This window comes from Neobacillus sp. CF12, from assembly GCF_030348765.1.
Classification (GTDB): domain Bacteria; phylum Bacillota; class Bacilli; order Bacillales; family Cytobacillaceae; genus Neobacillus.
Genome location: NZ_JAUCEU010000007.1, coordinates 4,251,869 through 4,265,101, shown reverse-complemented (window position 1 = coordinate 4,265,101; position 13,233 = coordinate 4,251,869). Strand labels below are relative to the sequence as shown.

13 protein-coding genes are annotated in these 13,233 nt (G+C 39.2%); 4 read left to right on the top strand and 9 right to left on the bottom strand.

Annotated elements, in window-relative coordinates; genetic code table 11:
• Nucleotides 1-28 precede the first annotated feature (28 nt).
• On the top strand, nucleotides 29-1,474 hold the full coding sequence (locus tag QUG14_RS20260) for a glycoside hydrolase family 1 protein (RefSeq protein ID WP_289342240.1): 1,446 nt from the start codon (nucleotides 29-31) through the stop codon (nucleotides 1,472-1,474).
• Between the two features lie 192 nt (nucleotides 1,475-1,666).
• Nucleotides 1,667-2,212 carry a hypothetical protein gene (locus tag QUG14_RS20255; RefSeq protein WP_289342239.1) on the top strand — a complete coding sequence of 182 codons (546 nt, stop codon included), beginning with the start codon at nucleotides 1,667-1,669 and terminating at the stop codon, nucleotides 2,210-2,212.
• Nucleotides 2,213-2,457: 245 nt separating this feature from the next.
• On the opposite strand, the gene QUG14_RS20250 is transcribed toward QUG14_RS20255, so the two are convergent.
• A complete protein-coding gene (locus tag QUG14_RS20250; RefSeq protein ID WP_289342238.1) occupies nucleotides 2,458-2,832 on the bottom strand; it encodes an aminoacyl-tRNA hydrolase in 375 nt (124 codons plus the stop codon).
• Between the two features lie 840 nt (nucleotides 2,833-3,672).
• Entirely contained in the window at nucleotides 3,673-5,148 is a 1,476-nt protein-coding gene (locus tag QUG14_RS20245; RefSeq protein ID WP_289342237.1) for a hypothetical protein, read from the bottom strand.
• A gap of 501 nt (nucleotides 5,149-5,649) precedes the next feature.
• Between QUG14_RS20245 and QUG14_RS20240 the strand changes: the two genes are divergently transcribed.
• A complete protein-coding gene (locus QUG14_RS20240) occupies nucleotides 5,650-6,129 on the top strand; it encodes a PepSY domain-containing protein (RefSeq protein WP_289342236.1) in 480 nt (159 codons plus the stop codon).
• Nucleotides 6,130-6,219: 90 nt separating this feature from the next.
• Here QUG14_RS20240 and QUG14_RS20235 read toward each other — a convergent pair whose 3' ends face one another.
• The 4 genes from QUG14_RS20235 to QUG14_RS20220 form a co-directional block, all read right to left on the bottom strand.
• Nucleotides 6,220-6,582: a VOC family protein gene (locus tag QUG14_RS20235; protein ID WP_289344196.1), complete on the bottom strand. Its 363-nt coding sequence runs from the start codon at nucleotides 6,580-6,582 to the stop codon at nucleotides 6,220-6,222.
• Between the two features lie 176 nt (nucleotides 6,583-6,758).
• A complete protein-coding gene (gene yidA, locus QUG14_RS20230; protein ID WP_289342235.1) occupies nucleotides 6,759-7,571 on the bottom strand; it encodes a sugar-phosphatase in 813 nt (270 codons plus the stop codon).
• A gap of 235 nt (nucleotides 7,572-7,806) precedes the next feature.
• Complete coding sequence (locus QUG14_RS20225) at nucleotides 7,807-8,751, bottom strand: ABC transporter permease (RefSeq protein ID WP_289342234.1); 945 nt, start codon at nucleotides 8,749-8,751, stop codon at nucleotides 7,807-7,809.
• On the bottom strand, nucleotides 8,744-9,676 hold the full coding sequence (locus QUG14_RS20220) for an ABC transporter ATP-binding protein (RefSeq protein WP_289342233.1): 933 nt from the start codon (nucleotides 9,674-9,676) through the stop codon (nucleotides 8,744-8,746). The genes QUG14_RS20225 and QUG14_RS20220 overlap by 8 nt, the downstream gene beginning before the upstream one ends.
• A gap of 408 nt (nucleotides 9,677-10,084) precedes the next feature.
• Between QUG14_RS20220 and QUG14_RS20215 the strand changes: the two genes are divergently transcribed.
• Nucleotides 10,085-10,510, top strand: a complete 426-nt coding sequence (locus QUG14_RS20215; RefSeq protein WP_289342232.1) for an SRPBCC family protein — start codon at nucleotides 10,085-10,087, stop codon at nucleotides 10,508-10,510.
• 239 nt (nucleotides 10,511-10,749) lie between these two features.
• On the opposite strand, the gene QUG14_RS20210 is transcribed toward QUG14_RS20215, so the two are convergent.
• The 3 genes from QUG14_RS20210 to QUG14_RS20200 all read right to left on the bottom strand — a co-directional run bounded on the left by QUG14_RS20210 (nucleotide 10,750) and on the right by QUG14_RS20200 (nucleotide 12,170).
• Complete coding sequence (locus QUG14_RS20210; protein ID WP_289342231.1) at nucleotides 10,750-10,923, bottom strand: YjcZ family sporulation protein; 174 nt, start codon at nucleotides 10,921-10,923, stop codon at nucleotides 10,750-10,752.
• A gap of 286 nt (nucleotides 10,924-11,209) precedes the next feature.
• Complete coding sequence (locus tag QUG14_RS20205) at nucleotides 11,210-11,470, bottom strand: hypothetical protein (RefSeq protein WP_289342230.1); 261 nt, start codon at nucleotides 11,468-11,470, stop codon at nucleotides 11,210-11,212.
• Entirely contained in the window at nucleotides 11,460-12,170 is a 711-nt protein-coding gene (locus QUG14_RS20200) for a conserved phage C-terminal domain-containing protein (protein WP_289342229.1), read from the bottom strand. Before QUG14_RS20200 ends, QUG14_RS20205 begins: the two co-directional genes overlap by 11 nt.
• Nucleotides 12,171-13,233: the final 1,063 nt, after the last annotated feature.

The window sequence follows — 13,233 nt, the reverse complement described above, 5'->3', positions numbered from 1 at the left end:
GACTGTCAGATTAGGAGAGATGGAGATCATGAATAAACTAGAATTCCCAAAAGACTTTTTATGGGGTGGCAGTATTGCTGCTCATCAATGTGAGGGTGCTTATCAGGCGGACGGAAAGGGTCTGGGCCATATGGACTTTGTAACAACAGGAGGATTTGGAAAGGAACGTAAAATCACGAAGACTATTGAGGAAGGTAATGTTTATCCTTCACATGATGGAATTGACTTCTATCATCGCTATAAGAGTGATATTGAGTTGTTTGGTGAGATGGGATTTAAAGCCCTTCGTATTTCAATCGACTGGTCCCGTATTTTCCCTCATGGGGATGATGAAATACCAAATGAAAAGGGATTGGCTTACTATCATCGTGTGATCGATGAACTTCGAGCAAATCAGATTGAACCTATTATTACGCTATGTCATTTTGAGATGCCGATTGAAATGGTACGTAAATACCGTTCCTGGCTAAGCAGGGATACGGTTGTGTTATATCTTCGTTTCTGTGAAACCGTGATGAAGGAGTATATGGGGAAGGTACGCTACTGGGTTACTTTTAACGAAATGAATCATTTAGAAATCCAGAGTGATTTTTCTAATACTTTTACTTATATGATTACTGGTTTACAGTATTCTGATTTACATGATAGAGAGCTGCAACTTGCGACAATGGGATATCATATGACTTTAGCAAGTGTTAAAGCAGTTAAAATCGCACATGATATTGATCCAAATAATCAAGTTGGTTGTGTTTTTGGACTTACACCTTGTTATCCAAAGACTAGTAAACCTGCTGATGTATTGCAAGCGTTTAAAGATACAGAAAGAGATCTCTACCAGGTTGATGCGATGTGTAATGGAGCGTTTCCTTTATATAAACTGAAGGAGTATCAGCGGAGAGGTATTACGTTACCAATTTGTGAAAGTGATCGTCGTGCCTTTAGGGAAGGTAAGATAGACTTTATTGGGTTAAATTATTATTCCAGTGACGTTAGTTCAGCTGAACTTGATGAAAACACCGAGTCCTCTTTGTTTGGTGGAATTCCAAATGAGTATTTGGAAAAGTCAGCATGGGGTTGGGCAATAGATCCAACGGGTTTAAGGTATATGCTGAATTATTTGTATCATCGGTATGGTCTTCCAATTATTATCGCCGAAAATGGCTTAGGTGCTGTCGATAAAGTGGAAAAGGATGGCAGCATCCAAGATGATTATCGTATCGATTATCTGAAAAAACATCTAGAAGCATTAAAGGCTGCCGTTGAAGAGGATGGTGTCGATTGTTTTGGCTACTTAACGTGGGGACCCATCGATTTGGTTAGTGCTACTACAGGAGAAATGAAAAAACGGTATGGATTTATTTATGTGGACAAACAAGATGATGGCAGTGGAACAAATGAGCGAAGTAAGAAAAAAAGTTATTACTGGTATAAGAAAGTCATCTCAACAAATGGGAAGGACTTAACTAGTAATTAAGAAGTACCACAAAGTACCACAGGGACGGTTCTCATGGTTTAATAATGGGTAAATCTCACCAAAAAAGTCATCAGACCATCCCAGAAGCAAAAGAGAAACGAAAATCGCTAATGAATAGATGTCCAATCCAATTATTATGACCATCATATATTGATAAAGTAATAATAATTGGACAAGGATAGGTGATTAAGATTGGGTATAAAGAAAGTATTTTCTGGTTTTAGAGCTTTTAAAAATGCTGTTCAACCATATACTGCAAATTCTGTAACACAAGTTACCTTTGAAAATGACAGCACCGCTCCACTTGGATTTGATCTCGTGGATGAATATAATACTGGCACTTCCACGTTTTCTCCTTTACGGGATGGTGTTTATACAATCCAAGCTAGTGTTGCATTCACTCCAACACAACCTATCACTAGTGTTGGTTTTAATATCGAGGTAATAATTGTATTGAACAATACGATTGTGGTAGCAGATGATAATGAGATAGTCCCGGCAACGTTTTTTGGCAGTGGTGCTGCTTCTGTTTCAGTAGATACATCAACCATTCTTCAACTAAACGCAGGAGATACAGTAAGTGTCTTCTTTATTTCCACCCTTAGCGGCACTATTTCTCAATTGCCTGCCGCAACACATTTCGAAGCTGTAAGAAACCCGTCTTCTCTTGTAAACAACATCAGTATGGGATCTATTAGTACTGACCAGGTTTTATTTAACCAACAAAATATTGAGTAATCTTTTCAAAAAAATGCCACAATGCCACAGGGACGGTTCTCTTGGTTCATTGCTGGTAAACCCCGACCATAAGATGCGTCAATGAGCTGGAGTAATGCAGCTTCTCTATTTTTCTATCAGAACCGTATCCATGGTCTCTACCAATGACTTAGCAGCCTAATTACTGTTAGGATCCTCAAAAAGGGTAAAGTAATTAGGCTTTTTACTGATAAGCCAACAGAACCGTCCCCATGGACTCCCTCTTATTAGTTTTTAAGGAGTGTTAAATGTCCGACGATTTCCTTTGCTTCAGATTTTTCCATCGGCGGAAGTGCAATAACAGTCAAAGAACCCGATTTAATCTCGGTTAAGCCACTATCACTTATACTGAAAAATCCTCTTTTCTCTAACTTTTCAAGCTCTGCTTGTTTACCTTTTAAAATAATTTTCTTCATTCCATTCTGTACCCATTCCACAAAATCATCATGCCTATCCAGAAAAGGAGATTGTGAGGACATCAGGTTAATAGTACTTAAAGTTGCAGCATGCGCCACTTGTGCTGCTGTTTTACCCGTCGACATTTTTAAGTCATGATTTACAATAAAATATTGAACGAGATCTCGTTTATTCATCTCCCTCATCAGTCCTCCTTTATAGATTCATTCAATAGTAAACTTTGTTGCAGGATATTTAAAGTGATATTCCCTTGATATAGAACTGACAAATTACTCCCCCATCTATTCGTTACACCTTTTATAAGTTTATATTCATTATATATATATCCTTATTCTACTGGCTCACTCTTACACCAAGGTGTGAGAACCCCCTTCCTATAAATCATTAAATAAACAGTTAACACTAAATCATCATCTCGACAATTTTCTTCCAAGCAAAGTGGAGCAAACGCAGCATTAACAACACGCAATCCAATTCTAATTAAACGATTAGTTAACTGTAATTCTACTAATCAAACGCTTGATTAAATAGTGGGTGAACCCCTTTTTTATATGAGTTTTTGCTTGATTTTTCGAAAGAAACTTGTCGAAAGTATTGTGGTGATTTTTAGATTACTCTTCAAAACTGACAATAGAAACTAGTATCATAAACAACCTTACAAACTTCTATTAGTTAGAATACCATCTAGACGTTTGATTAAAAGTGCCTTAAACCCTTTTGAAAAGTGAATTTTGTTTTCAATAAAAAATTTTGTCGATAAGTAATTACTAAGAGCATTATTAAGAAACTTGATAAAGGCGACAGAATGAAGAATTTAAAATTGTAATGGTAACAAGGAAAATGTACTGAATTCCTTCATCTATAGCACGTTAAATTGTACAGGAATTAGAGGATGAACAAAAAAGGCTCCAGTCAGTTGGTTTTCACCTACTTTCTGGACACCTCCTTGCTTACTTCATAATTATATCTATAAAACTACAATCTACATTTATGGAAAAAGAGACTCAGATTACGCGCTCCCCTTATTAGCGAAATATTTGTTTTTTATCTGTTGGATCAGATTTACCGTAATAGACCTCATAGGCAATAATGATGTTTTGTTTGATAAAGTCCCATGTTTGTTCGTTGTTATTTTCTACAATGTATTTCAAGTAGACGAATGCTTCGTTTGGGTAGTCATACATATGCCCTAAGGTGCGTTCCTTTTGCTGACCTAGCTTTCTATCAATTTCGGATTGCTTGACTAGACCGATGTGTAACCCTTCCCCTTTTGAACCAAAACGCAATAATAGATATGGGGTTTTACCAGCATACCCTATTTTCGCAAATCCCCCCATTTTCCTTTCAGGTTTTTCACTGTATGACTCTCCATCTGCTATGTTCAATAATCTATATATTGGATAATCGGCCTGCATTCCCTCTAAAATGAATTGGTCAATTTTCTCAGCAATGTCAGCGTAGTCGCCAAAACCTACATATCGGTTATCCATTAGTTGTTGTTCTACCTCTACTTCTTTCGTTTCTTCCAAATTTTCATGAAGATTTACTTGTTCATCCAGGGTCTTCTTAATGTTTGAAAGGTTATCCATCTGATCAAAAGCCGTTACTACATTTACCACCATTTCCTCAATATCATCTGGATGATTGAGTTTCCCATTTGCTCTGTGTAAGAATTCATGCAGCAATAAAACTTTCCGATAGACACCAGCATGCTCCCAACTATAGCAAGTATAGGCGTCGCCTCTTTTATCTAAGATTTTAGTAAAATTGCCTTCTACCCAGTTGTTCTCGATGAACATTTCTAACGCTGCACTGGCGGCCATTCCATTCGTAATCAACCAGCCATCAAATCCAAGTTTATTAAAAATAATCGTAAACAATTCTGTTAGATAAGGCTTATATTGTGGAACTTCATCAAAGAGTTTTTGAACCGTCCTAGCATCATAAGCACCAAATTTTGACGAGTGTAAAGGGATAAACTCCCCGACAAGCAGGGGATCCTTCTCTACACTGTCGTTGTACTTTCTTAGTTTTTCCTCTAAATCTTTACAGTCTTCCATAAACTCTGAATACCTCACCAATTTTTTGCTTTTCAAAGATTGCATGAGCATGGTTAGGTTTCTATAAAATTTGCCAATATCTCGATTTTTTCGATTAATGGTTGTATAAGCAGTAGCATATTGAGCCCACGACTCACCAGCGTTTTCCTTTTCACGAATCGTGTTATCGTTATCTAAAAACAACTTTGGATTTAGTCCTAAAAACGCGAATGATAACATCTGGTTTTGCTCATTGGTACTTGCAAACGGGACCGGCGGAATTAAGTAACTTTTTCCTTCAAACGTGAGTTCAGTATGGAGTTTTTCCTCTTGTTTGCTAATATGTAAAGTTTCATTAAATCGATGCCCTAGGCTATGAATTTGCTCTTGATTATCCACAACAAGGTCACCAGGCTCCTGGCCAAGCAAAATTGAAATTAACTTCAAAAAGTCCTCTTTCAAACGAATTCCTCCTAAATAACTTATTCGTCTTTCAAAAAAGTTCAGGTTCAGGTGCCTCTCTTTTCCTGTTAAAATAGTAAACTCTATAAAAATAAGGCGTAGTAATATTTTACTATATACAAGGAATAATTTACCACCATTTCATCACAAAGTAGAAACTAGCCGGAACATAATATCCATATTTCAGGAGACTGCCATGATGCTTAGTTTGGCTTCGAATTATACTGAGCAAACTGCCGTTATTGCAGCACACTCTGATTGATCTGAAAGTTTGCTTCAGGAGCTTGAATGGCATCCTTTACTTCCTTTGTTATTTCTTTACAATCATTCATCAGCGACCCATCAATATCGATTGCCACCAATCAATCTTCGCAAGGCTAGGGAATAATAGGCACCGGATAAAACTCTCTCATTTAATTCTAATGATTCTATCCTTTTATTCTCATTTTGGCTGGATATAGTGAAAGTGTAGAAAAAATCAGAAACAAGGAGGAAATGAAAATGAAAAAGAAGATGATGATTGGCGGTTTATCAGTATTACTAATGTTTGGCGGTGCAGCGGCTGTGGGAGCTTCAAAAAGCGGGACCCAGCCTGACGATTCTATTCATCTTGATGACAAAAAAACTTTTAATATAGTGGAGACACAAAGCCTACCTCAAATTTCCGCAGGACAGGAGATTGAGTTGGAAACCGAGCATGGGAAAACTTTTTATAAAGTAGAGACAGATGATGATAGCAATATTCCTTCTACTCCGTCGACAAATAGTTCAACGTTGTCAATTGAAGAGGCAGCAAAAATTGCTCTTAACAAAGTTAATGGGACGATTACAGAAGTGGAACAAGAAATGGAACATGGCAGACTAGAATTTAAATTTGAAATTCAGTCTAATCGTGGCGAAGCGGACGTTCGGGTTGATGCCCAATCAGGTGATGTAACGCGAGTTGAATTTGACGATGATGATGACCGTGATGATCGATAAAAGTCGGGTATGACAGGAACGATATCTAGAAAGAGGGGAAATACCAAATGGTACTTCCCCTCTTTTTCGTTCTCCTATTGCTATATACCCTTATCTTTCTACCAATTCTAGCTTCTCACCATTCGGACCTTGGAAAAAGGCGATTTTCACTGTACCATTTAATATGCTTCGAGGTTCTTCATCCACTAATTTGACGCCTGCTTCTTTAAAGCGTGCAAGCTCAGCTTCAATGTTTTCAACTCTAAAGGCTAGGTGATTCACGATTCCTTCGTTTTCAACCGGACCGCCGTAGATAAGTTCAACCTCTACACTCGGCTGCTCTGGGAAAAATAAAAAGGCAAGCTCAATCGTGTCATTTAACCATTCTCTATTTCTTAACTCTAAACCGAGGATATTTTGATAGAACGCCAAAGACTCGTCCATGTCATTGACCATAATCCCCACATGTTCCATTTTCACACTGCATTCCTCCTAACGTATTTTATGCCGTAGGGACGGTTCCTATGGTTTTTCCCAAATAATCATTGCTGACTACATTTTTTTGATCGCTACCTTACATGAGAATTCTTATTTACTAAGAAACCCGAAGAGAAAAAAGCCAGCAGAACCGTCCCCAATGTTACCCAATGTTATGACCCCAAAATTAACTTCTCAATCGCATAAGCTACTCCATGATCATTATTGGATAATGTATGGAACTGAGCTACTTCTTTCACGACAGATACCGCATTGTCCATTGCCACTCCGCAGCCCGCATATTCAATCATACTTAGATCATTTTCGCCGTCCCCGATGCAGATGACTTCTTCCCGTTTAATCCCAAGTTTTTCGGCAAGTTGTTTGACTGCATTTCCTTTGCTCACACGTTGGTCAAGGATTTCTAAAAAGAACGGCGTACTTTTCACGAACGTATATTTTTCCCAGAATGATTCGGGTATGTTTGCAATGATTGTATTCAAACGTTCCGGGTCATCAATAAACATTACTTTTGGAATAAGCATGTCCTTTGATACTTCATCAATTGGAAGATAATTGATAGGAACTTGATTGATATGGGCTTCATGAACGGTGTATATGCTGATCTTTCTATTAGGTGTATAAAGATTTTCTGTATCAAAGAATTGAAGCGGTGAATGGATTTCTAGGCTTAATTCGTATAGTTCTTTTAAGTTTTCATAGGTTAAGGTAATTTGAGATTCTACTTCCTTAGTGTGAGTATTTTGCACAAGAGCCCCATTAAAGGTAATCACGAAGTCATCTTCATCATTTAATTTCAATTCTTCAATAATCGATTGGACACCAACAATTGGCCTTCCGGTACAGATTACCACCCTCACTCCTTTAGCTTTGGCAGCTTGGATGGCGTCATTCACTTCTTTTGTTATTTCTTTTCGATCATTCATCAGCGTTCCATCAATATCTATTGCCACTAATTTATACAAAACTTATCCTCCTACATCTTAGTTGTCAGTAAATCATATTACTTATACTACAAGAAGGACAATTATTAATCCAGAAAGATCCATACCATGGGGACGGTTCTCGCGGTACTTATCCTGTTGAATACTTCAAATATCACTACTTTCATCGAACCGGAGGAACTTATTTACCAAGGACTCCGATGAGAAAAAAGCCAGCAGAACCGTCCCCATTGCAACCCCCATTGCAACCCAAACATTAAGCCGCCACGTCTCTACGTGTAAAAAGCAGCCAAGATACCAAGTTAAACACGAGGAAATAGACAACGAGCACTCCAATGGAAAAGGACAAGGTCATTCCCTCTTGGAAAGGACGTCCGCTTAGGTACTGGGTGAGATCGGTGTTAGCGAACAACAGGTACTTGCTCCAATCGAATCTCTGCAATGCCTCCAGAACAATATTGCCCGCAAACAAGGTGCCGATGGAAAACCCGATAGCCATCGCACTGCTTCGGAAGGCGGACGAAATCATAAAGGCCATGGTTACGTACATGACCGTGGATACACCGTTAAGCATATACGTTTTCCACAGGTTGAGGACCATGCTTTTTTCCACGATTTCCCCTTCTGCATTCACGCTGACCAAAGGCAGATCCATGTATCCAAAGCCATATAAGATTCCGTTGACCACGACGGATACGACAAACAGAGTGAGTAACAACAGCATGCTGAACAATAGAAAAGAGATATACTTAGAGATAAGGATCTTGACCCTGCTAGCTGGCCGGATGAGCAGCAGCTTGATTGTGCCGGACGAAAATTCGCCCGCCAGACTGTCTCCGGCAATGATGATGGTGAAAATAGTAATCACGATCATCATGCTTGCCGAACCGTTCACGCCATCCCACAGCGTGCCGTCTGTTGAGTGAATATTCTGCTCTAGGTGATACTCGTTGATGGCAAGCTGCTGCTCATAGAACGTTCGGTCGTCTTTACCCAGCTCTGGCTGCTTCAGAATTTCGCTATATTGCTGATTGTCCTGCTGCAGTTTTGCCCGCCAGCCTTCATCTTGCGCCTTTTTCCCATCCGAATGCCATTCAATAAAGTTGACAAAAAGCACAAAAGCGACCATAAGTCCGACGAGGATCCACGTTCTCATCCTTCGGTAAATCTTCATGTTTTCATTGAGTACTAGATTAACCAATTTGTCCACCCTCCGTTATTTCTAAGAATCGTTCTTCTAGTGTTTTGCTAACCATCTGGACGCCATAGATCCGAATGTGGCTCTGCATCAGCCCTACTAGAATGTCCGGGATGCATTCCCGCTCGGCGGTAACCTCGACGAATCCGTCCTGAGTCAGTTTGACTTCCTGGACCCCATCCATCTGCTTCATGGTCACCACCGCTTGTTCCGCCGGCTGCGCTTGGATCTGGTACGTTTGACCGGCTTCGTCCCCCCCGGTAATATGCTGAATCGGCATCACATCAACCAGTTTGCCCCGCTGGAGAATGGCGACCCGGTCGCACATTAGTTCCATCTCGGACAACAGATGGCTGGAGACGACAACGGTAATTCCTTCCGTACGGGTCAAATGCCGCAAATAATCACGCAACTCGCGAATTCCTGCCGGGTCAAGACCGTTCGTCGGTTCATCGAGAATGAGCAGGGACGGCCGATGAAGCAGTGCTTGGGCGACTCCCAGACGCTGACGCATGCCGAGTGAGTACTTCTTAACTTTGTCATGGATACGGTTTTCTAGCTTGACCAGCGAAACCACTTCGTCTATCCGTTCCTTGGTTACCCCCGGCACCATGCGAGCGTAATGAACGAGGTTATGGTAGCCACTCAAATACTTGTACATTTCTGGACTTTCCACAATGGCGCCGACGTGCCGGATCGCTTGCTCGAATTCGGTTTTGATATTTTTCCCCTTAATCAGTATCTGACCTTTAGTGATCGACATCAGTCCGACGATCATACGGATTGTGGTTGTTTTTCCAGCCCCATTCGGACCAAGAAATCCGAAAATTTCGCCTTGCGGTACGTCAAATGAAAGATCGTCGATAACGGTGGTTCGGCCAATCCGTTTGGTCACATTACTCAAGCTGATGATAGGTACATTGCTCATATTTGTTCTCCTTCAATGATAGATTTGGACGTTTAATTCTTTTTTCACAGTGTTGAATATCTCTACTTTATTTTCCCTGTGTGTCTTGGGAGGGTTGGAATACAATGGCTAACCTTTCTATACTGAAAGTCTATTTGATTATAAAACAGTATTTATTGTTTTACAATAAAAAATTATTTTATTCAGTTATATCATTATTGTTATACGGAATTTTTTTTATTTCCAAACAAAGATAAAAGGCATTCCTCCTTATCCCGATTGGGTGCCCGTTCGGAAATAGATGACAAGGGCAGTAAAATATAACAGTGAAGAAATAGCATATCTTTTCGAAATCATTTACAATAAATTTAGACACCATTGGCACAAATCGCTTAATAAATATTCGTATGAAGAGAGGCGACAAATGAAATGGAAACAACGAAAAAAATCACAGTAGAAACAACCGTTCAAGCACCAGTAGAGAGGGTATGGAAATATTGGACAGAGCCAACCCATATAACAAAGTGGAACACAGCTTCAGACGATTGGCACACACCATTTGCGGAGAATGATTTAAGAGCAGGTGGAAAATTCCTTTCAAGAATGGAAGCCAAAGATGGCAGTTTTGGTTTCGATTTTGGTGGAGTTTATGATGAAGTGAAAGTACATGAGGTAATTGCTTATTCAATGGAGGACGGACGTAGAGTTACTATCACGTTTAAAGGAAAAGAAAATGAAACCGAAGTAATTGAAACGTTCGATGCTGAAACGACGAATTCAATTGAGATGCAGCAACAAGGATGGCAGGCAATCCTAGATAATTTCAAAAAATATGCAGAGCAAACGTCCAATTAAAAACATGTGATTTTTAGGTACCAAGGATACTGAAATGTACAAAAAAAGGGCTCCAGTTAGTTGGTTTTCACCAACTTTCTGGACACCCTCTTGAATTTCTACGTCATACTAATAAAGAAACTTGAAGCGAAAGATCTCACTTTGAGTTTGAATATCTGGACCTCAATGTTAGGGTTCAACCCCCACATCTCCGAAAAAAAAGCCATAAGAACCGTCCCCACGGTCTTACCACGGTCTTATTAATCGCAAAAAGCAAATGCACCAATAATGATTAATAAAATAAACAACACGATTATAATGATAAAACTTTCGCAACCACGTGTTTGAACACATGGAGCTGCATAGCCATAATGCATTTGATGCTGGGGAAGTACATTAGCCCCCATAGTATGTGGCGGAATCATATTATCCATTGTAACACTTCCTTTCATGTGCATAGAGATCTGGTATGCCAATACCCTATATAATACACACGGAAAGGAATTTGGAGCCCGTCTAGATGAAAAAATATTAGTTCATTATTTAATAAACTTAAAGTTCCATAATTTATTCTTAAATTCACTCACTAAAAAAACTTGCTCTAATGCCTTCGTTGATGGTGTTCCTGGCAACCCATTAAGCGCCTTTTCTTATCCCCATTCTAAAAGTTGTTTCTTTTCCTCTCTGAAAAGAGCCATTAATTGCTGACCCCAGCACTCATCAATCTTTTTCCCCGGCCGTTATATTAAGTTCAAAATAGTTAGGGATATACCGCCCACACGATGTCTGAACCAAATCGGATATCTTGGGAGGATGCGGCGAACTTTTAACAACTTTCAATAGATTCCCGTGCAGCACTTCAAACGAATATTTACTTAAAACCAAATGCCAGCAATCTAACCTCTCTTGGGTGATCGTAAACTGTTCGTAATAGACCACGATTAATCTCATTAGTGTGTACAGTTCTTTTTTAGTTATCAAAGTTAAAATCCTCCTCCATCATTCTCTTCTTTTCTTCTTGCTGATTCAGATAGGATTCGAATTTTGTTCCAAACAGCGTCTCGGGACGTAAGAACTTATTCCATTTGGGAGCCGATTGCCATTCTACTGATTTCAAATCAATGACTCTCTTAAAATTCTCAAGCGTAAATCCTTCTCCATACCTGGCATTAATTAATTCCTTTGTTTTATTCGAACCTGGTCGAAAGTTCTTTCCAGTCTTCTCATTTAAATAGTCGATAATTTCAGCAATAGGGATGTTCGGTTTCACGGATGGACTGACCTCCTTCTTGCTCTCCCCCACTCCCTCAGTTGCTGAATCCTCAATAGGACTAACTGGATATTCATTCGTGCTGTCTTCAAGCTCTTGCAATGCATCATAGTTAATGCTGTACCACTTCGTCTTGTCCATTTTCATCTCATTGAAATTATCAGACTGCAGCAATCCCTTCATCTCCAACGAAAGAATCGTTCGCTTAATCGTACTTACTGACCAAAACGGCAGCTGCTTCCTCCACTCCTCATACGTGTTATACACCCAGGTTCTCCCCTTAATCTGATGATTACTAATACCAAGCCAGTAATGAATTTGCTGCAACACCACAGCCTCATTTAAACCAATCTTCACCGCCAAACTCGGGATAATCATGACCGGATTTTCCTTAATCAACAACCTGCTCATCCGAAACTCTCCTTTAAGCTTTTATGTAAAAAGAATCTTGAGTCGTTCTTAAGATGCATTCAGCCCTTCGATGGGCTAAAGTTCCTTCACCTCTTATATATAAGCGAAAAGAAAAAAAGGACAGGTCTAAAAAAATATTTTTTAGAGATTGGAAAGGGAAGAATGACATAGTATTTCTTCTTTGAGTAATCTTTGAAGAAATCTATGAAGTAATCTATGGTATTGCTTGGGTCAACAGGGGTTACTCCAGGGGTCATATTAAGCCTAACTGAACGTCAGAATGATAGAATCAGTTAGGTTAATTTGGACCGATGCAAACCTCATAAAAAAATAACGCCCAGAAAGAACCAATGAGAAAGCCATCATAATCTTACCCATGTGCATGGAGTTTAATTGAGTAGGCAGGTAAAGGGGTTTTCATTAAAACAGGTAATATCAATATGGAATCATGATCCCAGTCCTTCCCATATTATCGAAACAATTTATCATTTATAGGAAAATACAAAGACTTATCCTAGCATTTGCCTAGTTGTTTCAGCTTCATGTTTTGGTGTTGAATTGATTAGACAGGTAAACAAAGGATTTATGCAGATAAGATGGAGATCTAAGCAGGTAGCAGAAAAGAATTCGCAGATGGAGGACTCCTTTCGGCAGGTAAGAGGATTTTCATTAAAACAGGTAATATTAATATGGCATCATAATCCAAATCCCTCCCATATTATCAAAAAAATTACCATTTATAGGAAAACATAAGACTTATCCTAGCATTTGCCTGGCTGTTTCAGCTTCATGTTTTGGTGTTGAATTGATTAGGCAGGTAAGAGCAGTCTTAATTAAAAACCCAACTTAATTTATACTAAGTTGCCTCCTTTTTGTGTAAGCTCTCAATTCTGCCTGGATTCCAACTCCAGGCATTCCTAATCTAATTTTGGAAAAAGATCGTTGCTAGTGCCCAGTCTAGATATGATGACCCTTTTCAACACCTTTCGACCAAAACAAACGTTTGTGTAAAAGCCCCACAAACCCTTTTAAAAAACGAACTTTACCATCATTTCAAGAGTAT

Coding starts and splice junctions, on each gene's coding strand:
- QUG14_RS20215 (WP_289342232.1), top strand. CDS start 10,085: ATGGAAACAACGAAAAAAATCACAGTAGAAACAACCGTTCAAGCACCA.
- QUG14_RS20200 (WP_289342229.1), bottom strand. CDS start 12,170: ATGAGCAGGTTGTTGATTAAGGAAAATCCGGTCATGATTATCCCGAGT.
- QUG14_RS20250 (WP_289342238.1), bottom strand. CDS start 2,832: ATGAGGGAGATGAATAAACGAGATCTCGTTCAATATTTTATTGTAAAT.
- QUG14_RS20260 (WP_289342240.1), top strand. CDS start 29: ATGAATAAACTAGAATTCCCAAAAGACTTTTTATGGGGTGGCAGTATT.
- QUG14_RS20240 (WP_289342236.1), top strand. CDS start 5,650: ATGAAAAAGAAGATGATGATTGGCGGTTTATCAGTATTACTAATGTTT.
- QUG14_RS20220 (WP_289342233.1), bottom strand. CDS start 9,676: ATGAGCAATGTACCTATCATCAGCTTGAGTAATGTGACCAAACGGATT.
- QUG14_RS20210 (WP_289342231.1), bottom strand. CDS start 10,923: ATGGATAATATGATTCCGCCACATACTATGGGGGCTAATGTACTTCCC.
- QUG14_RS20235 (WP_289344196.1), bottom strand. CDS start 6,582: ATGGAACATGTGGGGATTATGGTCAATGACATGGACGAGTCTTTGGCG.